Source organism: Shewanella sp. MF08487 (genome assembly GCF_050848685.1).
Lineage (GTDB): Bacteria > Pseudomonadota > Gammaproteobacteria > Enterobacterales > Shewanellaceae > Shewanella > Shewanella glacialipiscicola.
In genome coordinates, this window is sequence record NZ_JBOZPB010000036.1 from 1 (window position 1) to 21,550 (window position 21,550).

Below are 21,550 nucleotides of genomic sequence, written 5' to 3' on the forward strand. Positions count from 1 at the left end.
CCACCTGATCCCATCCCGAACTCAGAAGTGAAACGCAAACGCGCCGATGGTAGTGTGGGGTCTCCCCATGTGAGAGTAGGTCATCGCCAAGCGCCTAATTATCTCGATGAGATGTAACGAAGCCAGCCGAATAAGCTGGCTTTTTTGCGTCTGCAATTTGTTAAATCAGCCTGTTCTCCATTTCATTAGTAAGTCTTTCTCCCGTTATTCTCTCTATAAAACCAAATGTGCTGATTTAGTCCCCATAGCTATCAATTACCAGATACAAAAAAGCAGCCATAAGGCTGCTTTCTTCAATTGATACGCAGCTATCGCGAGGACTAAGCTTCTTTAAGCCACTGGGCGGCACGTTTAGCGAAGTAAGTTAAGATGCCGTCTGCGCCTGCGCGTTTAAAGCAAAGTAGAGATTCCATGACGATGGCTTTTTCGGCTAACCAACCATTTTGGATGGCGGCCATGTGCATGGCGTATTCACCACTGACTTGATAGGCGAATGTTGGCACGGCAAGTTCAGTTTTAACGCGATGCACTATATCTAAATACGGCATGCCTGGCTTAACCATGACCATGTCGGCACCTTCTTGAATATCGAGTGCGACTTCATGCAGAGCTTCGTCACTGTTTGCTGGATCCATCTGGTAGCTGTGTTTGTTGCCACCTTTGAGATTACCAGCCGAGCCTACTGCGTCACGGAACGGGCCATAATAGCTTGAAGAGTATTTTGCTGAGTAAGCCATGATTTGGGTGTTTACATAGCCTGCAGCTTCTAATGCTAGACGGATAGCGCCAATACGGCCATCCATCATATCTGATGGCGCTATGATATCGGCACCAGCTTCAGCATGTGATAATGCTTGCTTCACCAGAATGTCGGTTGTTATGTCGTTTAGTATATAGCCCGTCTCATCGATAATCCCGTCTTGACCGTGAGTAGTGAAGGGATCCAGTGCTACGTCGGTCATGATCCCAAGCTGTGGAAAGGCTTTTTTAAGTTCACGCACTGCACGTTGTACTAAAGCATTGGCGTTATATGCCTCTTCGGCCAATAATGTTTTTTTCTCGGCTGGCGTTACAGGGAATAATGCGATTAATGGGATACCTAGCTCGACGAGTTCTGCGGCTTCTTTTAACAATAAATCAATCGTATAGCGTTCTATGCCAGGCATAGACGTAATCTTTTCACTGCGATTAGTCCCTTCGATGATAAACATAGGGTAAATTAAGTCATTCACACTTAAGTGGTTTTCAGCCATGAGTCTACGGCTAAAATCATGTTTACGCATGCGGCGCATTCTACGCTGAGGAAAGGCACTGGTAATAATGTTCACATTTGACTCCTAATTAGATGCTGGTCTTACTGCTGGCGAATACAGTCTTACTTGGTTACGCCCGCCATTTTTTGCCTGATAAAGTGCTTTATCGGCTTGTTCTAACAATTCTGTGCCGTGTTGTTCATGGGTGACGATGTCAGCACTGACCCCGATACTAATGGATAAAGGAATGGCTTTCCCCTCCCATTCAAACTTAATGGCTGCTACGGCTTCTCTTATCGTTTCAGCAACTTGAATCGCACCTTCAGCCGCCGTATTTGGCAGGATAATAGCAAATTCTTCACCGCCAAAACGTGATACTAGATCCGTTGGCCGTTTTAAATGTTGCTGTAAGGTTTGAGCAATGACGCGTAATGCCTGATCGCCTGCAAGGTGACCATATTGGTCGTTAATTGATTTAAACCGATCAATGTCGAGCATGAGTAATGCGATTGGCGTTTCTTGGCGACGACTGATGCGGCTTTCTGCAATAAGACGTTTATCAAAAGCACTTCGATTTTTAACCCCTGTGAGACTATCAATAGTACTTTGTTCTGTCAGCTTGTGGTTTACCTCATGCAGTTCTCTAAGAGTGATTTCGAGCTCTAAAGTCCGTTCTTGTACCATTTGCTCAAGTTTTTGATTGCTCTCCGCTTCGGCTTTTAAGGCTTCTTCCCGTGCATTGCGAATTTTCTGGGCTTGCTTTAATGCTTCTTGCTGGATACGTATTTTAGCTTTTCGTTCATCGTTATAGCGGATGGCGAGCACCAGTGACATGAAGATTATTTCAAAAGTAAGACCCAGCATTACCGGGGTTTGTGGCTTTACATTTAATTCGATCACATTCAAGTATAACAAGCTACTGATGCAAGCTCCTGTCAGCATGCTCATCCAGCCAATCGTATACATACGGGCGAGTTTATGGCCATTGATGGCTTGAACTATGGCAAAGGCCATAAGAACTATGCTGATCACTGCTACTGAAATAATCTCAATATATAAGGCGTTGCCATAACGCATAAAAGGCGAGGCTAATCCGATGCATAATATGTACAAAGCGCTATAGCGACAAATGAGTAACATGCGACGGCTCAAATATTTAAGCTGCAGTATTTTCTCGGTGAACATTAGTGCAAAGGCCATCACAACAGGCAGTAAAAATGGCACCATAATTTGTTGCAATACAGGCCAGTGTGGCCACAGATATCGGAAAGCGAAACCGTTAATTGTCGCAACGAGCAAGGTCATGCTGAGCACGTAGCCAGAGTAATAGCTGTAACTAAATGAACCGGATGCAAAGGCGATAAAGAAACTAAAAATACCAATTGCAGCGAGTATACCCAACTGGAAACCGTGTTCTACAGCAGTCGCTTCAGCTATTTGCGCTAAGTCGTTAGATGACCACAAGTTTAGGGGTACTGCGGCGTTGCCTTCTGTTTGAATATGTAGATAGAAGGTGTGTGTATCATTCTTATTAATCTTAAAAGGATACAGGAAGATGTTACTTAAAAATGGACGTTCATTATAGGGGAAAATGTCACCCATGATGGTGGTATTGATGAGGCTGTTATCGACTAAATGGTAAATAGTGATCTTATCTAATAATGGATTATCTAAAGCTAAAATATGTGAAATTATTTGGTCTGGGCTAGTTAAGCTAAAGTTGAGCCAAAAATCGTGACCGCTGAGTTTTTGAATATCTGCGTTGGTAAAGCTGTGCCAGTCATTTTTAGGTAAGGCTTGTATGTCGGCTAAATTATTAGCCGACACTGGATGTGCCACCATTAGCCAAGGAGTCAGGTTTAGAGGGGTTGTCGTCGATTCATCAATACTGAGTAAGATTGCGCTTGCAGGCGATGAGCATATCCATAGACACAGCAATAATATTAATAAAAAACAATTTCTAAGCATGGATATGATCCAACTTAAAAAACGTTAAGCTATTTTGGTAGCAATGTTCTGCAAATTCATCTGCATTTTCACCACGTAAGTCCGCGATATAGTTAGCGATGTAGGGAAGGTACTCGGGCTTATTTTTACTCGATTTAGGCTTTGGTCGCATGCTACGGGGCAATAAAAACGGGCTATCAGTTTCAATTAATATACGGTTCTGCGGAATGTATGGCACGAGCTGTGCTAATGACTGGCCGCGTCTTTCATCGCAAACCCAACCCGTAATACCTAAGTGTAAATCGAGGTCAATATAGGCTTCCATTTGAGTATGAGTGCCAGTGAAGCAATGTAATAATGCGCCTGTAAGCTGCGGGCGGTATTCACGTAATATAGCAATAAAGTCTTCATGGGCATCACGTTCGTGCATCAACACTGGAATTTGCAATGTAATCGCTAACTCAAGCTGGGCAATAAAAGCTTGACGCTGAATAGGTCGAGGTGAAAAATCACGATTGTAGTCTAAGCCACATTCGCCAACGGCAACGACTTGCGGTGCTTGGCAAAGCTTTGCTTGCTGTGTTCTTGAATCAATATTCCAACCACTGGCATGATGGGGATGCACACCGGCAGTGCAGTAAAGCCTACGAGGATATTGTTGGCAGAGGGCAATGGCAGCAGCACTCTCGGCTAAATCGCTGCCAATAACAATTAACGGGGAAACCCCTTGGTTCGCCGCCGCTTGTATGATCGATGCTGTGTCTGGCTCGAGTGCGCTGCTAAGTAAATTGACTGCGACATCTATGTATGAGGGCATTATTTTAGGCGTTTCACTCGTGCCTTGGCATTGCGTTCATCAGTACCTAACAAGAAAGAGCCTAATGCAGCTTTTTCAATATAGACAGTGTCGCCTTGCTTTAAGGTAAACTTACGACTGTCGGTTTGTTTCCAAACTTGGCCATTGGTGAAAGTCACTTTAATGGCTCCGTAGGCATCTTCTTCAATCGATTGAACTTCTAAATAAATCTTATCAACAGCATTGTCATCCACACGCTTGGCTTCCATACCAAAATTATCAGTTGCTGATGCTTTGGAAGCCGTGGTGACTATCGCGGTTGTTGCTGTTACGGTTGAAACTGCTGCTGGTGTTATTTGGGGACTCGTGATGTTAGCAGCGTTATCTTTTACACTTGCGGCTAACTTATCGAAGCAAATTAATCGTTCGAGCTTATCTGCTGTATCGGAACATTGGGATAATTGCTGTTCAATACTGGCATTTGCTTGAGCTGATACTAGTATTATTGCCGCTGTAATAAGAGTTAAGCGCATGAGGGTCTTCCTTATTATTATATTTTCTAACGTTCTGTTAGAACGTTAGCTGTTCGTTTTTTCGGTTTCGTTGTCAGACTCATCATCAGGCTTACTGTAGAAACGAGCGGCGAATAAACCTGCTTCAAACAATAACAGCATTGGCACAGCAAGCATAGTCTGAGAGATAACATCAGGTGGGGTTAACAACATACCCACAACGAAGGCACCTACAACGATATAAGGGCGTTTTTGTTTGAGGTCTTCAGGCGTCGTCACCCCCGCCCAGCACAGTAAAACTACGGCGATGGGGATTTCAAAGGACAGGCCAAAAGCAAAGAAAAGCTTCAATATAAAATCAAGATAGCTACTGATATCGGTGGCAACTTGTACTCCTTCGGGCGCTGTATTGGCGAAAAAGCCAAAAACAACCGGGAATACAATGTAATAAGCGAAAGCAATCCCTAAGTAAAACAAGAGGGTACTGCTAAAGAGGAGCGGCATAACCAAACGTTTTTCATGCTTGTATAAACCCGGTGCGACAAAGGACCAGATTTGGAACAACACGTAGGGCACGGCGACAAAAAAAGATAATACTAAGGTTAATTTAAACGGGGCGAAAAAAGGCGCAGCGACGTCTGTCGCAATCATGCTGCCACCAGTAGGTAAAGACTGCATTAACGGTATTGCCATGTAGTGGTAGATATCATTTGCCCAATACACACTGCAAATGAATACTAATAATACACTGGTAATTGATTTAAGCAGCTTGGATCTAAGTTCAAGCAAGTGGCTGATGAGTGGCTGCTGTGGCGACATTGATTATCCGTTAGCTTTCGGGTTAGAAGCGGTATCCGCACTCTGAGATGACTCACTTGACGCTGCGGAAGATACTGATGTTTGACTCGCCTCTACAACAGGTGTTGGATGAGCTTGAGTCGTTTCAATTGGACTCTGAATTTGATTCTCTGGAGCTGGCGTGTCTTTCGACGGATCTTGAACCTGATAAGGACGATTCACCGATTGCGCCGCTTGCTTTAGTTGCTCAATGGATTCTTTAAGCTCAGGTGAAAGGTTTGATAACCCTTTGCTCTCGGCTTTTTTAAGATCCGCATGCAATTGCTCAATCTTCAGCTCCTGCTCAAGTTCTTCTTTTACCGAGTTAGCCATGCGTTTCATCGCACGTATCCAACTGGTTATTGAACGCACCGCAACCGGTAGACGTTCGGGGCCAAGTACCACTAGCCCCAAAACACCGATCAGCAGCAGCTCCATAAAGCCGATACCGTCAAACATAAAGAGTTACACCTGTTCTTTGTTGGACTCAGGTTTCTTTTCAGTCGCCTGTTGAGTCGTTTGTGCTGTTTTAGCCGCTTCGGTGTCTTCTAATGCTTTTTTATCTTCTTCAGAAGACATGGCATTTTTAAAGCCTTTCACCGCACCACCTAAATCACCGCCCAACGAGCGTAATTTCTTTGTTCCGAACAACAACACCACGATTAACGCAACGATAAGAAGTTGCCAAATACTAATACCACCCATAAAGGTATCCTCTTAATTGATATCGGTTCTATTATGAACCTCTGATTTATTAGTGCTAGCTAAAATTTGCGATTCTTTGGCCTAGATCGCCATCCGACAAACCATAATATAATGCCTGAGATGAGACATATATAAGGGGTCCATAGTGTAGCGTCTCTATTGATCAATAACGTGCCGCAGATCAATAAAATAGCAGAAGTGATAAGCAAGTAATTACTCTTATGTGCTTGCTGTTGATATTTCAAATATTTATCTAGCATTTGTTGCTGAGAGCTCAGCAATTTCCTGCCTAACTTAAGATTATCGTAAATCAGTTCAGGGAATTCTGGCAGTTTATCAGCCCAATATGGCAGTTTTGTGGATACCTTTTTAAACATGGCTTTAGGGCCCACTTGCTTGGCCATCCATTGCTCTAAAAACGGTTTAGCAGTTTGCCATAAATCCAACTGTGGGTATAACTGACGGCCTAAACCTTCAATGTAAAGTAAGGTTTTTTCCAGCAGTACCAACTGTGGTTGCACCACAATATCGAAGTGACGCGCGGTGCGAAATAGTTCGAGTAGCACATGGCCAAAGGAGATTTCGTCGAGCGGTTTGTTAAACATCGGTTCACATACCACTTTAACCGCTTGTTCAAAGGCTTGCAGATCGGTTTTTTCTGATACCCAGCCAGATTCAATATAGAGCTGGGCAATTCGATGGTAATCGCGATTAAAAAATGCAAGGAAATTTTCTGCAAGATAGCGTTTATCGACATCGTTGAGCGTGCCCATAATGCCGCAGTCGAGCCCGATGTAATAGGGATTTTCTGGATGGTCACGGGAAATAAAGATATTGCCTGGATGCATGTCGGCGTGGAAAAAGTTATCGCGAAACACTTGGGTGAAAAATAGTTCAACACCGCGCTCGGCTAATAGCTTGAAGTTGGTGCCCTGCGCCTTTAATGCGGCGATGTCAGACACAGGAATTCCATAAATACGCTCCATCACCATTAGGCGCGGATAACAGAACTCTTCATACACATAAGGCACATAGAGCGCATCTGAACCGAGGAAGTTATTGCGCAGCTTTATGGCGTTTAAGGCTTCGAGTTTAAGGTTTAGCTCGCCTAAAATGGTCACGCGATAATCTTCAATCACTTCGGCTGGACGTAGGCGGTTACCTTCACCGAGGAGATATTCAATCAACTTAGCGGTTTGCGACATTAACTGCAGATCCGCTTTGATTTTATCTTCCACATTTGGGCGCAATACTTTTAGAACAATATCTTTGCCGTTTGATCTCAGGGTTGCGGTATGCACCTGAGAAATAGAGGCTGAGGCCAGTGGCGTTTCATTAAAGTCATCGAATAGCGATTCAATTGGCGCTTTTAGTTCTGCTTCAATCGCTTGGCGCGCTAAAGCACCATCAAATGGCGGCACTTTGTCCTGTAGCATGGCCAATTCACTGGCCCATTCATCACTGAGTAAATCGCGGCGAGTCGACAACATTTGCCCGAGTTTAATATACACAGGGCCAAGTTCCTGCATCGCTAGTTTTAAGCGTTCACCACCGGGTTTTTGTTTATGTTTATTGCGGATCCAAAACAGGCTGTTACGGGCGAGTTTAAAGTACCAAGGTGTCATCTTCGGCGGCAATACGTCATCTAACCCGTACTGCAGTAAGGTCTTGATGACATGGTAACCGCGGCGGATACTGGCAAAGGTCATGGCTTAATTTGATCTCTTAATTGTGCTATCCGTTGTTCAATCACGCGGGTATCGGCAACTAAATCATCCATTTGATCGCGAAAATGAATTAACTCAATCCGATGTGGCGCGAGGCGATACTCTTCTACTGCGAGTTGCCCTAAATGCGAGCGTGTTTTACATAACACCTCAAGCGCGAAGCTTTTGGCTTGTCGCCCTGAACTGATGAGCTTATGTGTGGGTCCATCACCTAAATAGCGCGAGATGGGTTCGGCAAAGTCAAACTCAATACCGCGTAGATAATGGCTAAAGCTTTGTAATAAATTGAGGTCGCCCTCAAGTTTGAGCTTATCTTGTTTAATCAACTCGGTGAGGTTTGCGCCTTCACTCACGCGATAAAGCGTAGTTACATCGGCGTGTAGACTGACATCAACGTCACCTTCATAACGGCTCAATACTTGGATTTCTTTGGCAAACACTAAATAGATTGGCCAGCTGAGCTGCGACAATTGGATGCGAAACACTTTGCCATGCAGTTGGCGCTGGCGCGAATAGTTGTCACCCGCTTGAGCCTGAATTTTTTTCAGGCCCGTTTCAATGGCGGCGCAAATGAGCAGTACCACTTCTTGCGGCATCATTAGAATTTATAACCACGGTGTAATGCAACAATGCCGTCAGTCATGTTGGTGTAATCGCATTGCTCAAAGCCTGCATCTACCATCATTTGCTTCAGCGTGTCTTGGTCTGGGTGCATGCGAATGGATTCAGCTAGATATTCGTAGCTGTCGGCATCTTTAGTGATGAATTCACCCATTTTAGGTAAAACTTTGAAGCTATATAAATCATACACTTTACGCATTATTTCATGCTGAGGCTTAGAAAACTCTAGCACTAATAATTTGCCGCCCGGCTTAAGTACGCGGTTCATCGAACGCAGCGCGGCCTCTTTATCGGTCACATTACGCAGACCAAAGGCGATGGTAATGATGTCGAAATGATTATCGGGAAACGGCAGCGCTTCAGCATTTGCTTGTACATAACTGACATTGTTCACTATGCCCTTGTCACGCAGCTTAGTGCGGCCGACTTTCAACATAGAATCGTTAATATCGGCTAAAACCACTTCACCTTTCTCACCCACTAAGTGAGAGAATTTTGCAGTTAAGTCGCCTGTACCGCCAGCTAAATCGAGCACTTTCATGCCAGGGCGGGCGCCAGACACTTCAATCGTGTAGCGTTTCCAGTAACGGTGAATACCGAATGACATAACATCGTTCATTATGTCGTATTTCGCGGCAACAGAATGAAACACGCCAGCAACGAGTTCAGCTTTTTTATCGGCCTCTACGGTTTTGTAACCAAAGTGGGTACTTTTAGATTCGCCCTCAGACATCAATGTGTTCCTATTTGTTTTGCAATGTATTAGCTGCGAGTGTAAGCCATCGCCTGCATTTGCTGAATCTTTGATCTATCACTCTGTGATCGAGCTAATAAACTAACTTCAATACCTTAGCTTAAGGCTTACTCCATCAGGCTTTGGATGAAGTGCTCATAGACCACATAAATGGACTGGCATTAGACCACAATATCAGGATTTGGTGAATAGCTTAGCGCTTTGTTGGGCGCTAAGCGGCAGATTACTGTGTTAAAAATGCTATGCGTGCTTGTATATAGGCGTAGATAAGCTCGCTTAAACTCTGGCCTACATCTCTAAGTCCGGCTGCAGTTCCTGCCTCGTGGCAACTTGGTGCAGCTTCGGCTAAATGCAAATAAGCGCAAGGGCAGTGGCGGGCGATATAACTGACATAATGCGCGGCATCGAGTAAAGGCACACCGGCTATGGTTGAGGCGCTACTAGGCATTTTAGCAATCGCATCGACGTCCAGCTCTAACCCAACGGGCAAACCTGTATCATTCAGTTTGGCGGCGATATCAACTAAAGCTTGGCTGAGGCTGATTTCGCTGCGAATCCAAATTTGCTGCAAACTATGCCAAGTACCACCAAATTCCGTGAGCTGCTTTAAATTGGTCTCACTGTTTTTTAATTCATGTAAACCCAGCACATGGTAGTAACCTAAGGCGCCGCGATCAGCTGCATAGCTAAAGCCATTACCACTGTGACGACCCTCGAGTAGCCTAAAATCAGAATGGGGATCGAGATTTACCGCCGCAATTTGGCGCTGATAATAGCTGTAAGTCGCCATTAATAAACCATAGGCATTGTTGTGGCCGCCGCCGATGAGTATGGGTTCTAAACCCGCCTTTAAAATCGCACTGACGATGCGGATAACGCGCTCGTCTAACTGCTCAACCGCATCGCGTAATTCATCTAAGGTGACGTCAGTATTATCTGCTGTGTTACTGGCAGTTTGTTGTAGTAAATCAGCAGTGTTTACTTGGCCTAACACTAGGCATTCTGTACCAGATAAGAAGCGATTAGATTGTAGATTAAGCCATTGGCGCATGCTGGCAGTAAAAGCATCGACCGCGCCGCCGCGGCCTAAATTGGCACGTGGGCCGATATCTTCGCTCACGCCAATAATGGCAAAACGTGCACCGTGTGCTCTTGCAGTGGCGAGTATGGTCTCTAACGTATGTTCGTGATTAGCCAGATGGACGCATTGGCCTAGTTTAGTTTCGCCATTTCTTACGCTGACGAGCGAGGCTATATCGGTGTGGGTAAAGGGAATTAATTCAGGCATAGATGGGTATGCTTATTCGGCCAGAGTCAACCTATTGTGGCGCAGTATAGCGCGATGATTCAATGGGTAAACGCTGAAAATAGTGAATAAAAAAGCCAGCTTAGCTGGCTTTCTTGGCTGGACAGTGAGATTACTCAATGTCGAGAGGTTCAGGTGATAAAATCACACCTGTGTTATCTGCATAGATATGATCGCCAGGTAAGAAAGTCACGCCGCCAAAATTGACTGGAATTTCCACTTCACCTACTGAATTACCATCGGCACCGACTGGAATTGAAGCAACGGCTTGAATGCCGATATCTAATTCTTCCAACGCGTCTACATCGCGCACAGAACCGTAAACGATAATGCCTTCCCAGTTATTTCTGACCGCAAGCTCTGCAATAGCACCATCGATCAGCGCACGGCGTAATGAACCACCACCGTCAATGAGTAATACTTTACCTTGGCCGTCTTCTTGTAAGACATCAACGATAAGGCCGTTGTCTTCAAAGCACTTGATGGTGCTGATAGAGCCGCCAAAAGAGCTACAACCACCGTAGTTACTGAACATGGGCTCGACTACATCTACGACATCTAAGTACATGTCACATAGTTCTGAGGTGTTGTATTCCATATTTACACTCCTATTGATCCGCGTTGCGTACAGTTTAGCGAGTTTACGCCAGTATAAAAGGGATTATTGAAAAGAAAAGTGTTATCAATCACGGTATTGTTGCTACTTGATTGTTAATCCGTCAGCGCTAAAACTTTGGCAGCTAATGGAATTATCGGCTAAGGCTGACTAGCCGCGATTCCGTCACGGCTTTTTATGACGTTCTAGTGGGTATTCTAGCAATATTTTACAACGTTTCATTAACTTAATTTGCCTTAGGAGAGTTGATGCGCCATTATATTGATACACAATAAGAGCCTACGAGATACGTCATGGAAGCTATCAACGCGGTTGAAATTATTGGTTATTTTGCTTCCATCATGGTGGCTATCTCTCTGACAATGAAAAATATTATTTGGTTACGATGGCTCAATTTTGTGGGTTGTACTTTGTTTGTTATTTACGGCGTATTTATTTCAGCTTGGCCCGTTGCTGGCATGAATGCATTTGTTGCTTTGATTAATATCTATCATTTAATTAAAATTTATCGTGCTAAAGCAAATTCTACCGCCGCTTAAGTTTTGTGTTGCTGTGGCTCTAACGTTTGCCCTCAGCGGTCAATTTGTTACTAGCTGGGAGAACACGCTTAGCGTATAATTTCTGCACTTTTGCTGTTAGTCCCTTTCAGCACGTCTATATTGGCCTAGTCTGGCCGTTAATTATGTTGTTATAAATGAGCCTGAAAAAATTTACTCAGTACAAACTACTGTTTTTAATGTTGTTATCGCTTTGTGTTCTACTTCCTTTTATCCCCGATCAGGCTTATCACATTCCTGGCCCTGATATCGCTAAGCAAAACTTTCATGTCATTGAGTTTAATGATCAAGGCCAAGCCCATGACGACAGGCAATGGCAAGGTTTAGATGCGCGCATTTTACAGCCAAATAATGGCACGCCCCCAGAGTTGCTGATTTTTGTTCACGGCTGGCACCATAGTGCGCAGCCGCACGATGAAAATTATATCGCTTTTGAGCAATTTTATCAGGAGATGGCAAAATCCGATACTCAACGTAACTTACTGGGCTTATATATTGGTTGGCGTGGCGACAAATACGATCCTTTTTGGCTTGATGGTTCCGAAGATGCAACTAGCTGGATTGAACCTTTAGATTTCCCTACCATTTTACAGCGCAAACGTGTTGCTAAACGCATAGGCCAAGAAGGGTTATCTCAGCTATTAGATAAGCTAGATAGCTTAGTTACACAACATAAATTGCTACGTTATACGGTAGTGGGTCATAGCTTGGGCGGCTCAGTAGTATTACATGCCAGTAAAAATCGCATTAAAGCTGCGATTGATCATCAGCAGGATAACCCTAATTTATTCTTATTGTTAAACCCTGCTGTGCCCGCTAAAGATTATCAGCCATTAGATACCTTGGTCAGCCTCGACAGGCAAAAGCCTAGTATGGTGGTGTTGCAGTCCAAGGGCGATTTTGCGGTAAAAGAAGCCTTTAATTACATTAAAGACGGTGAACGGGCGGTTGGTAATTCTTGGGCAATTACCCATGACATCGATAGATGCTCTGGCGGTAACTGTAATACACCGATGAAAATGCCTTCAGCTTTGATGGCACACGATAAAATTCCTGGCTGTATGATGACACTACCGCATTCAGGCTGGAAAGTTCGTGCTCGCTTGCAAGCTCGTCGTACCGTACAAACCTGTCCTGACGCGAATATGCAAGCAGTATGGGTGCTGGCAGTGTCGGATGAAATTGTCTCTGGACACAATGGTATTCTGACACCTGCGCATGCTAAAGCATTATCAGAGGTGATGACTATGATTGATCTATATCGAAACCAGCTCCCTAAAGATGCGGTTGAAACTCCTGCGAACCAAGATCTGGGTGCTTTAGCGCCAAAGACGGAAGATACCAGTGCTGCAGCTGAAAAGGCTACGCCAGCCCAGCCTGTGGTGATTGTTGAGCCATTGGCTGAGCAAACGGCAGAATCCAATTCATCTGCTGAGCCGTTAACTAAACCGCAAATTATTGAAGCGCCAAAGGCATTAATTGCTCCAGAATTAGAGCGAGAACTAGAACCGGAGCTAGAGGTTAAGTCGAATGACGCTGTAGAGCCTCAACCTAAGCTTGAGACTGAGCAGAGATAATACTGACTCACATTCTATCCTTGAGAGTTTTATAGCTTTTAGCTGTTGAGAATGAGAGTAAATGGGTTAGTGATTAGATTAAGGTTGCGAGAAATATGCGAGCGGTATTAAGGGCAAAAATCATTGATGTTTGTCATAAAAGAATTGCAACAAAAGGCGATAATATCGGTGTTTCATTTTACGCGTTTTTTGCCAATAAAAATGATAACCCAGCATTGTTGATGGAAGCTGCAACGTGGTGGATCCATACCCATCAATTAGACCATTTCGTCAAAGCTCATAAAATTATTGATATAATCAAAAGTGAAATGGAATAATCGGTAACTTGTTATTTACTGCGTTTTTTTGAGCTGCCATTTACGCCAAATAAAAGCCAGTAGTGCGGCGAGCAATAAGCTGATAATGGCCCATGTAGGATATTTATGCTGATGATAAAACGCCAACATAGGTGTTATTTCATCTCGGATTAATACTGGGCTCAAGCCAAATAATGTTACCCAAATGCTGGTGGCAAGACTATTGCCAATAATAAATTGCTTAAGCGGCATTTTAGCGAGACCGCAACCGATAAACATGAATTGTTTTAAGCCCTCAACAAATCGGCTCAACACTAACGCCGCAATACCATATTGACCAATAACGTTGTGAATTTTGTCTTCAAGTTGCGGTTTTATCCAGCCTTTTTTGAGTAACACATCGCCAAAGCGCCAACCGATAAAATAGCCCAAACTATTACCACAGAGTGCGCCACAAGCGGCAACGATCAATACCAATGGCAATGACATTTGTCCTGTGGCCGCTAATAAACTGGCGACAATTAATAATGATTGTCCTGGGGCGGGAATACCAAACCCTTCTACTGCGATGGCGACAAATAGCAAAAAATAGCCATATTCCTGTAGCCAAGGCGTGAGTTCCGTGATGATGTGTTGCAGTGCTTCGGGCATAGCCTCTGAATAGTCTCTAAAAAATTTGTAGAATAATGGCTCATCATACCTGCGAAACTTAACGTCTGGGTAGCGGGGTGAACAAAGTTTCATGCCTGTTTAAATTGACTCGCGGAGCACTAAAAAAGCTGCAGTGGATACGATATTCAAATAATAGGGTAAATAAAAAGCCGAACAGAGTTCGGCTTATTTATTTGTGCTTAGATTAGCGTTATTAAGCAAAGGCAGCTTGTAGTTGTGGTACAACTTGTTTTTTACGGCTTAACACGCCATCTAGCCACACTTTGCCATCGACGGTCGGTTTACCGTAGGCACGTTGGGTTAGGTCGTTATCATCGGAGATGATTAATAGCTCTGAGCCTTCTTTCATAATGTCTGTCAGTAGCAACAATACGCTGTGGCGATTGCCTTCAACTTTTAATGCTTTGATATCGGCTTCTAACTCGGCCTTGATATCATCGAATACTGACAGATCAATGACTTCTAATTGGCCGATACCGACTAAGTGACCGTTCATATTGAAGTCTTTAAAGTCACGCATCACTAAATCGCGTGCTGGCGTACCTTGAACGGCAGATTTCACTTTGAACATTTCCATGCCCAACTCTTTAAAATCTTCAATGCCAGCGATTTCAGCTAACGCTTCAACGCAGCGAATATCAGCTGTGGTGCAAGTGGGTGACTTGAAAATCACGGTATCGCTCAGAATGGCACACATCATGATACCTGCAATATTTTTAGGGATTGCCACTTGGTAAAAGTCGTACATCATTTTAATAATGGTGTTGCTACAGCCTACTGGACGTATCCAGCATTCTAGCGGCGTGTCAGTGGTGAGATCGCCTAGCTTGTGATGATCGACAATCCCGACTATGGTCGCTTTAGCGATATCATCTGGTGCTTGAGTCAGCTCTGAATGGTCAACAATATACACTTGCTCACCCGCATAGCTGGTTTTGTACTCTGGGGCTTCAAGACCAAAACGTTGCAGAATAAAGGCGGTTTCGGGTGACAATTCACCTAAACGTGCGGCAACGGCTTCTTCACCGATTTGGTTTTTTAAATAGGCTAATGCGATAGCACCGCAGATTGAATCAGAATCAGGAATTTTGTGACCGACAACGTAAATGGGCATTTCAGGAACTCTCCTTTAAATTTGTGACAATTTTAGCAATATTTAGCGCGATTCGGAAATAGCCAAAGCGCATATCACAGCGCGCTTAAGTCGCTATTGTGCTAAAAATATTCTGCTTAGATTGGCTCAATATGGTTCAAGACTTAGATTTTTACTTTTATCACGACTTTGCGAACCGCGGTGGCAACATCACCAGCACCGGGCATATGTATGTCACCGGGGAAAAATAGCGCAAACATACCCGCTTTAAGTTGCACAAAAGAGGCGTCGGCTTTATTGGTCTGGTAATCAAACTCAGCGTAATCGTGTTTCTCAAAATAAGCTTTTGAGGGAGTTTGATCCGCTAAAGGTAAGTAACCAAACTCTTCTTCACCGCTAACAACATATTGAACATCGATATATTTTTGATGAACTTCAAAGGGGTTTGTCGATTTAGGTTCAGTTTGATAGTCGTTGACTATGACAAAAATATTATCGCCATCGAGGGGATAATTACCCACGGTTAACTGACTAAAGTCGGTTGTTGCTAAATAGGCTAACGCAGTAGCAATACGAGGGCTTAAAGACTGATAAATATGACGGTTAGCTAAGGTATCAACAATCATGGGTTACTCGATATGGCAAAAGTGAAAGGAGTGCATTGTAAGGATTATAATCAGATTACTGCCATTAAGACATCAAAAAACAGGCCGCATAATGGTCTGTTTTTGCATCAAGCATCACTGTCTTGGGTTACTGAGTCAGTGAATTTAGCGGCTAAGAAGTCGTCGTCATTAAAGCTAAATGCCGTGTTAGTTAATGGAAAGACGAAGATGCCGGGGTAGTTATTGTCATGGGGCATTTTCTGGATAAACACTCAATAAGTTTTGTACTCCCGCAGTGAAGCTCAGTGCATCGTCGCTGCATGCCTGACAAGCAATCCCATCACTTACTGATCGCTATAATTCATATCATTCGTTGGTTCGGAACAGCCGACAATGACATTGCCAAAATTACTGAGACTGATATTGCTTTAAGGTCACCCAACCCTAAGCTACCCCAAGAGTCGATATCACAATCCTGGCTCACCACAAGTTGAACTGAGTTTGCCTGAGCCTGTTAATTTGCTTTTACTCTCAGTGACTTTAGGAAGGAAATAATTTCAGCTGCTACACTTCTAAGCTAATAGGGAGTGCGAATGTGTTGAGGTTCGTTTCCTTCTATTTGAGGCGCTGGAGGTTGCAATGCAAACACGAGAAATGGCGTTACTGATGCGCGATGGTTTGTTGCTGCCACAGGGACGGGTGGAGGTTCGTGTGGTTGACCCTGGTCATCTGCGCATGGTGGCCGATGTCTTCAAGGGGAAGTATGCGCTCGCATTTGCGACAATGCGCTCCAGTGGTAATCCACCCTGTTATCCTACCGCTACCCAGTGCGACATTATCGATTTTAATCAGCTTGAAGATGGCTCTTTGAGTCTTGTGCTTGAGGGCAGACAAAGGATTAGTGTTCTCTCGGCAGTGCAGGCTAAAGATAAATTATGGATAGCACGAACGTTACCTTGCCGTAACTGGCAACAAGAGCCGATTAAAGGGGAGTTTGAACTGATCAGTGCTGCATTAGAGCAGTTTTATCTGGTGAACCCTGATTTGTTTGAACTGTACTCCGATGTGTATTTAAAAGATGCGGCTTGGGTCAGCCAGCGCTGGCTTGAAGTCTTACCTATGTACAACCAAGACAAACTCGTGCTGGTTAATCAACCTGATTGTCATAAAACCATGGATTTTGTACTGCAGCTTATTAAGTCCCATGTGGACTGAAAAACCCCATAAAAGGTAGAATAGCGACTAACAGTCAGTAGCCGCTATTTTTAATGATATGACCGCATCAGCTCGCGCCGCCCAACCGTCCCACATAGTGCTCCCCGTGGATACCATAGATAAAACCACAGTGTTTGCCTTCCTCGTACAGCATTTTTCCCGCATAGGTGAAGAGGTGTGGCGCCAACGTATTTTGGACGGAAAAGTGCACTGGCGAGATGGCAGTTTGATTGCGTTGGATACGGAATATCGCCCAGTTGCGCGGGTGTATTACTATCGTGAAGTCCCCGTAGAGACAAAAATTCCGTTTGTGGAGCAGATCCTGTTTCAAGATGACAATATTATTTTGGCTTATAAACCACACTTTTTACCTGTGACCCCAAGCGGTAATTATGTGAACGAATGTTTGGTCCATAGGTTGAGATTGCGAACCGGCATAGACACGATAGCCCCTGCTCATCGACTCGACCGTGAAACCGCAGGCGTGATCCTGATGACGGTCGCGCCTGAAACCCGCGCGCTCTATCATCAATTATTTATCGACGATGCGATTCGTAAAGACTATCAAGCGATTGCCAAGTTGACACCTGAGATTATTGAACAATATCAAAAGGGCTGCTTAACTTTGCCCTTGCACTGGACGGTAACAAACCGAATGCAGCCCAGTGAGCCTAGCTTTACTATGAAAATCGTGGAAGGCGAGGCGAATACCCATTCCGAAATCAGCCTAGTGGCCATAAAAGGCGATCTTGGTTTATTTCATTTGAGCCCGATTACCGGTAAAACCCACCAACTTCGTGTGCATATGCAAAGCTTAGGTATGCCATTGTTAAACGACCGATTTTATCCAACTTTGTTGCCAAAGGGGCCAGATAACTTTGCCACACCTCTGCAGCTTATGGCGCAGCGGTTACGTTTTATCGACCCTGTGAGCGGGATGCACCACGACATGCAATGTCAAGGTTTTGAGTTTTAGTCAGCAAAAAGCATTATTTCCAGTCTGTTTAAAGGAAATAATCGGGTGCAATTGTGTGCTTGGCCCTGTGATGGTATGAATACAAGCTGCAGTATCTGAGTTTCTGCCATAGGGAGCCATATTACGATTGTTTAAAGGAAGTCCATTATGACCAAATCTGCGATCTGCTCTATCTTGCTTTGCGCTGCAGTATTAGTGGGGGCCATGTATTTTGGTGACTGGACGAAACAACCTTATTTAAAAGATATTGCCGCCGAGATCCGTAAGGCGAGTGCGGTGATTGAACCGAAGAAACCGAGTTCGTCTGCTGCATCGGCTATTGAGGCTGATGATGCGGATCAACATTCTAAAGTGATTTGGGACCAAATGGTGCGCGAAAAACCGTCGAATAAGTCGCAGCCAGAAGCAGTGATTTTCAATCCGGCTCAGCCAAAGCCTGCCAAAATCGATGAGGCGCTATCCAAAAATACGCCCTTGCTGGACAGACTCTAGTGCCACTCAGCCTGAAACGGTTAAACATCATAAACCCGTTTAAGCTGTTATTCCTGTTTGGGTGGCTCGAACAGGGTTTCGCTCATATCGCCATGTAAAACCGCAATTTTTGTTGGCGCACCATCATCCGCAAGTTCCAAAATCCCAATACCGCTTTTATTCACTAGACGTTTACTTGGCTCACCATTCGGTCGCCTGCCGCGCAGCAACATACGTTTACGTTTTGTCAGCAAGTTAAGTGGTGAAAAGTGGCCATAAAGCCAGCCATTGAGTTTATCGAAAATCGGTAACAGCTTCTCTGGGAAGTGATTTTTAATACCGCTGCAGGTGATCTGATAGATGTTAGGGCTGCTGCGTCTAAAACGAATACTGATGTCGTAACTAAAGGAGTAATGCACATCGCCGGAGAGGATCACAAATTCCTCTGGGGTTTTACGGTGCATAAAGATACTCAGTAGCGCGTTGGCAGCGCCGGGGTGGGCCATCCAGTTTTCGGCGTCTACTAACAGGGAACCACCGATCAGAGTGGCTGTGCGCTGCACAGCTTCAATCAACTTGACCCCAAACATGGGCGCAGGTGAGACGATAATGACCTTAGACTGGCCGAGTAACTCTTGCTGCAAATCCATTAACGCCTCCCAATCCATCAAGCCGGAAGGTTTTGCGAGATTAGATTCACTGCGCCAGCGGCGGGTACGCGTGTCGAGCACGACCAGTTTGGGCGAGGACTCTAAGGTGTAATGCCACTGCTCAAATTTAAGTAATTCGTCGATGAGCAGATCCTGACTTTCGCTTTCTTGTCGCGTAAAAAACGCATCAAGCAGCGGACGGATATCGGCGGAAAATTTATCCGGTGCGTTGCCAAGTCCTTGGAATAAGGTGTAGCCGATTAAGGCATTACCAATAATGCGTTTCGAAAATGCGTGTTCGTAGGCCGCTTGTTCCCATTTAGCCGTCAGGTTCCAATCATCGGTGACGTCGTGGTCATCAAACATCATATAAACGGGAATGTGCGCCATAAAGCGCCTGACTTGCCCCAGCCCAGCTTTAAAGCCAAGCAAGTGTTGCCACTCATTTTGCCAGCGGGCGGTATTGGCGGGTGATAAGCCGTCGACATCTTTCGAGATATTCACTAATTCCCACAGTTCAGGTGACCAAGTGAGTAAATACAGGGCGATGATTTCATTTAGGCTGACCAAATGATTTACGGTAATGGATGAGGTAAAAATGGGGTGATTGCGATACCAACGCCACAGCGCGGTTTTGGCCGGATATTGGGTATGAGGCAACAGGTTTTTATGCCGTTGATACAAATATGCGGTCTGATAATGAATGTCTTCACTAGTGGTGATGCTCGCGCCTTCAAATTGCTCATGCTGAAGGCCAAGCAAGTCAATGACTTGCCCTATGGCGCTTAACATAGGTCCCGCCACATCATCAATATAGACCTGATCACCACTCATTATGATAAGTGCAGGGCGATCATCCTCCGCACCCCTGTTGATTATCTTGGCTAAATGGGTATCGGCGGCGACCAATGCATCGTCACTGTGGTGATGCGGATTGCGGCAAGAACCATGGAATACTTGGGTTAACTCTGGGGTAAAACGCACACTTGGCGTTGAGGCATCGGCATAGTTCAGCTGACTGATAGCGGCAAAAATATCCCCATGTTGGGCGGCGGACACTTGGCAGCTCATGACTCGATTAGGTGTGAGTAACTCTGGTCGCGACAGCATAATCAGATATTGATGGGCGTGCTGCCCGAGTGGCACATAGTGCACATCGGCATCCTGCAGCGGAAACTCCTGTTCCCCTAAGCGCAACGTAAGCTCAGTTAATGGCTCACGACTTACAAACCACAAGGTAAAATGGGTGGCATCGCAGTGGCGCAGCATGGGGCCAGCTAATATCAGAGAAAGTGTCGTACTCAAATTCTGCCTATGGGTATTTGGGTTAATCTTGCATGAGTTAACCCTAAGTAAGTTTGGTTTAGAAGAGTAAACAAGTGCGTTGAATATGAAAAGCTTTTAGAATTGTTAGCCATAAATATGCGTTGAAACTGAATGGGGCGATATGGCTAAGATTATGGTCACGGGGGCGACTGGGCTACTCGGCAGAGCTGTCGTAAAACACCTTGAATTAACAGGACATGAGGTTATCGCCACGGGTTTTAGCCGCGCAAGTGAACGAGTGCATAAACTCGATCTTACCGCCCCTTTGGATGTCGAGGCATTTATCGCCCGCGAGCAACCGCAAGTGATAGTGCACTGCGCCGCCGAGCGTCGCCCCGATGTTTCCGAGCAAAATCCGCAGGCGGCATTGGCGCTTAACTTAACCGCCAGCCAAGCCTTAGCTATAGCAGCTAAGGCCAATAATGCTTGGCTTATCTATATTTCCACTGACTATGTGTTCGACGGCACTCAACCTAAGTACGCTGAAGATGCAGCCACTGATCCGGTGAATTTTTATGGTGAATCTAAGCTAAAGGGCGAAGAGATAGTGCTAGACACTAGCGCTGATTTTGCCGTGCTACGCTTGCCAATCCTTTACGGCCAAGTAGAAAAGCTGAGTGAATCTGCTGTGCTAGTGCTGGTTAACCAATTGATTGAGCGTCGCGCTCAGGGGGTTGATCATTGGGCGATACGCAGTCCAACCTCGACCGCTGATATTGCCCAAGCCATAGACAAGATGATTGCAGAGCATATTGAACATTCTACCGTGCAGGGGATTTATCATTTTAGCGCGGCAGAGACTATGACTAAGTATCAGATGCTGCTGACCTTAGGGGAAATTTTACAACTCAGTACAGCACACTTAACGCCTGAGTCTACGCCGACAGATCACGCCAAGCGGCCAAGGGATTGCACCTTAAGCTGTGCGCGTTTAGCTGCGATGGGGATTGGTTCTGAAATCAATTTTGCCACTGGCGTGCGCCAAGCATTAACACAATCGAGTGGTGCACTTGCCACGCTCGGACTCACTCTGTAGGA

23 protein-coding genes, 1 rRNA gene and 1 pseudogene are annotated in these 21,550 nt (G+C 44.9%); 8 read left to right on the forward strand and 17 right to left on the reverse strand.

All coding sequences use genetic code 11. From position 1 onward, the window contains the following. A 5S ribosomal RNA gene (gene rrf, locus ACRN9H_RS18405) occupies positions 1-92 on the forward strand; the annotation flags it as partial. 228 nt (positions 93-320) lie between these two features. Here rrf and hemB read toward each other — a convergent pair. From hemB to rraA, 12 genes are all read right to left on the reverse strand, one after another. Next, on the reverse strand, positions 321-1,328 hold the full coding sequence (gene hemB / locus ACRN9H_RS18410) for a porphobilinogen synthase (protein ID WP_432315645.1): 1,008 nt from the start codon (positions 1,326-1,328) through the stop codon (positions 321-323). A 9-nt stretch (positions 1,329-1,337) separates the two neighbouring features. Next, positions 1,338-3,221 (reverse strand): sensor domain-containing diguanylate cyclase, encoded by a 1,884-nt coding sequence (locus ACRN9H_RS18415; RefSeq protein ID WP_432315647.1) that lies wholly within the window; start codon positions 3,219-3,221, stop codon positions 1,338-1,340. Next, complete coding sequence (locus tag ACRN9H_RS18420; RefSeq protein WP_432315649.1) at positions 3,214-4,017, reverse strand: TatD family hydrolase; 804 nt, start codon at positions 4,015-4,017, stop codon at positions 3,214-3,216. Before ACRN9H_RS18420 ends, ACRN9H_RS18415 begins: the two co-directional genes overlap by 8 nt. Next, the gene (locus tag ACRN9H_RS18425; RefSeq protein ID WP_432315651.1) at positions 4,017-4,529 is read right to left on the reverse strand and encodes a hypothetical protein; all 513 of its coding nucleotides are present in this window, start codon (positions 4,527-4,529) and stop codon (positions 4,017-4,019) included. The genes ACRN9H_RS18420 and ACRN9H_RS18425 overlap by 1 nt, the downstream gene beginning before the upstream one ends. A 45-nt stretch (positions 4,530-4,574) precedes the next feature. Then, a complete protein-coding gene (gene tatC / locus ACRN9H_RS18430) occupies positions 4,575-5,327 on the reverse strand; it encodes a twin-arginine translocase subunit TatC (protein WP_432315653.1) in 753 nt (250 codons plus the stop codon). A 3-nt stretch (positions 5,328-5,330) separates the two neighbouring features. Then, the gene (gene tatB, locus ACRN9H_RS18435; RefSeq protein WP_432315655.1) at positions 5,331-5,804 is read right to left on the reverse strand and encodes a Sec-independent protein translocase protein TatB; all 474 of its coding nucleotides are present in this window, start codon (positions 5,802-5,804) and stop codon (positions 5,331-5,333) included. 6 nt (positions 5,805-5,810) lie between these two features. Next, on the reverse strand, positions 5,811-6,050 hold the full coding sequence (gene tatA / locus ACRN9H_RS18440; RefSeq protein WP_220774343.1) for a Sec-independent protein translocase subunit TatA: 240 nt from the start codon (positions 6,048-6,050) through the stop codon (positions 5,811-5,813). 59 nt (positions 6,051-6,109) lie between these two features. Next, positions 6,110-7,759 (reverse strand): ubiquinone biosynthesis regulatory protein kinase UbiB, encoded by a 1,650-nt coding sequence (gene ubiB, locus ACRN9H_RS18445; RefSeq protein WP_432315657.1) that lies wholly within the window; start codon positions 7,757-7,759, stop codon positions 6,110-6,112. Next, positions 7,756-8,376: a ubiquinone biosynthesis accessory factor UbiJ gene (locus tag ACRN9H_RS18450; protein WP_432315659.1), complete on the reverse strand. Its 621-nt coding sequence runs from the start codon at positions 8,374-8,376 to the stop codon at positions 7,756-7,758. The genes ubiB and ACRN9H_RS18450 overlap by 4 nt, the downstream gene beginning before the upstream one ends. Next, complete coding sequence (gene ubiE, locus ACRN9H_RS18455; protein ID WP_432315661.1) at positions 8,376-9,131, reverse strand: bifunctional demethylmenaquinone methyltransferase/2-methoxy-6-polyprenyl-1,4-benzoquinol methylase UbiE; 756 nt, start codon at positions 9,129-9,131, stop codon at positions 8,376-8,378. Before ubiE ends, ACRN9H_RS18450 begins: the two co-directional genes overlap by 1 nt. A gap of 244 nt (positions 9,132-9,375) precedes the next feature. Continuing rightward, positions 9,376-10,440, reverse strand: a complete 1,065-nt coding sequence (locus tag ACRN9H_RS18460; RefSeq protein ID WP_432315663.1) for a formimidoylglutamase — start codon at positions 10,438-10,440, stop codon at positions 9,376-9,378. A gap of 130 nt (positions 10,441-10,570) precedes the next feature. Further along, a complete protein-coding gene (gene rraA / locus ACRN9H_RS18465) occupies positions 10,571-11,056 on the reverse strand; it encodes a ribonuclease E activity regulator RraA (protein ID WP_076498704.1) in 486 nt (161 codons plus the stop codon). 311 nt (positions 11,057-11,367) lie between these two features. Between rraA and ACRN9H_RS18470 the strand changes: the two genes are divergently transcribed. From ACRN9H_RS18470 to ACRN9H_RS18480, 3 genes are all read left to right on the forward strand, one after another. Further along, positions 11,368-11,613: a YgjV family protein gene (locus tag ACRN9H_RS18470; protein WP_432315666.1), complete on the forward strand. Its 246-nt coding sequence runs from the start codon at positions 11,368-11,370 to the stop codon at positions 11,611-11,613. A 155-nt stretch (positions 11,614-11,768) separates the two neighbouring features. After that, on the forward strand, positions 11,769-13,208 hold the full coding sequence (locus ACRN9H_RS18475; RefSeq protein ID WP_432315668.1) for a thioesterase: 1,440 nt from the start codon (positions 11,769-11,771) through the stop codon (positions 13,206-13,208). Between the two features lie 95 nt (positions 13,209-13,303). Further along, on the forward strand, positions 13,304-13,525 hold the full coding sequence (locus tag ACRN9H_RS18480; protein WP_432315670.1) for a DUF6500 family protein: 222 nt from the start codon (positions 13,304-13,306) through the stop codon (positions 13,523-13,525). A 15-nt stretch (positions 13,526-13,540) separates the two neighbouring features. Here ACRN9H_RS18480 and ACRN9H_RS18485 read toward each other — a convergent pair whose 3' ends face one another. The 4 genes and pseudogenes from ACRN9H_RS18485 to ACRN9H_RS18500 form a co-directional block, all read right to left on the reverse strand. Then, on the reverse strand, positions 13,541-14,155 hold the full coding sequence (locus ACRN9H_RS18485; RefSeq protein WP_432315672.1) for a DedA family protein: 615 nt from the start codon (positions 14,153-14,155) through the stop codon (positions 13,541-13,543). A gap of 214 nt (positions 14,156-14,369) precedes the next feature. Beyond that, the gene (locus tag ACRN9H_RS18490; RefSeq protein ID WP_432315673.1) at positions 14,370-15,290 is read right to left on the reverse strand and encodes a manganese-dependent inorganic pyrophosphatase; all 921 of its coding nucleotides are present in this window, start codon (positions 15,288-15,290) and stop codon (positions 14,370-14,372) included. 143 nt (positions 15,291-15,433) lie between these two features. Further along, a complete protein-coding gene (locus tag ACRN9H_RS18495) occupies positions 15,434-15,895 on the reverse strand; it encodes a YhcH/YjgK/YiaL family protein (protein WP_432315675.1) in 462 nt (153 codons plus the stop codon). Between the two features lie 107 nt (positions 15,896-16,002). Further along, a pseudogene (locus ACRN9H_RS18500) lies at positions 16,003-16,302 on the reverse strand (hypothetical protein); the annotation flags it as partial. A 211-nt stretch (positions 16,303-16,513) separates the two neighbouring features. On the opposite strand from ACRN9H_RS18500, the gene ACRN9H_RS18505 reads away from it, so the two are divergent. The 3 genes from ACRN9H_RS18505 (at position 16,514) to ACRN9H_RS18515 (ending at position 18,557) form a co-directional block, all read left to right on the forward strand. Continuing rightward, positions 16,514-17,089 (forward strand): LON peptidase substrate-binding domain-containing protein, encoded by a 576-nt coding sequence (locus ACRN9H_RS18505; protein ID WP_432315676.1) that lies wholly within the window; start codon positions 16,514-16,516, stop codon positions 17,087-17,089. Positions 17,090-17,147: 58 nt separating this feature from the next. After that, on the forward strand, positions 17,148-18,065 hold the full coding sequence (locus ACRN9H_RS18510; RefSeq protein WP_432315678.1) for a pseudouridine synthase: 918 nt from the start codon (positions 17,148-17,150) through the stop codon (positions 18,063-18,065). 147 nt (positions 18,066-18,212) lie between these two features. Next, positions 18,213-18,557, forward strand: a complete 345-nt coding sequence (locus tag ACRN9H_RS18515; protein WP_432315680.1) for a hypothetical protein — start codon at positions 18,213-18,215, stop codon at positions 18,555-18,557. 47 nt (positions 18,558-18,604) lie between these two features. Here the strand turns inward: ACRN9H_RS18515 and ACRN9H_RS18520 are convergent, their stop codons facing one another. Further along, positions 18,605-20,455, reverse strand: coding sequence for an alkaline phosphatase D family protein (locus tag ACRN9H_RS18520; protein WP_432315690.1), 1,851 nt, complete (start codon positions 20,453-20,455; stop codon positions 18,605-18,607). A 178-nt stretch (positions 20,456-20,633) separates the two neighbouring features. Here ACRN9H_RS18520 and ACRN9H_RS18525 point away from each other — a divergent pair, with 178 nt between their 5' ends. Next, on the forward strand, positions 20,634-21,548 hold the full coding sequence (locus ACRN9H_RS18525; protein ID WP_432315681.1) for a dTDP-4-dehydrorhamnose reductase family protein: 915 nt from the start codon (positions 20,634-20,636) through the stop codon (positions 21,546-21,548). Positions 21,549-21,550: the final 2 nt, after the last annotated feature.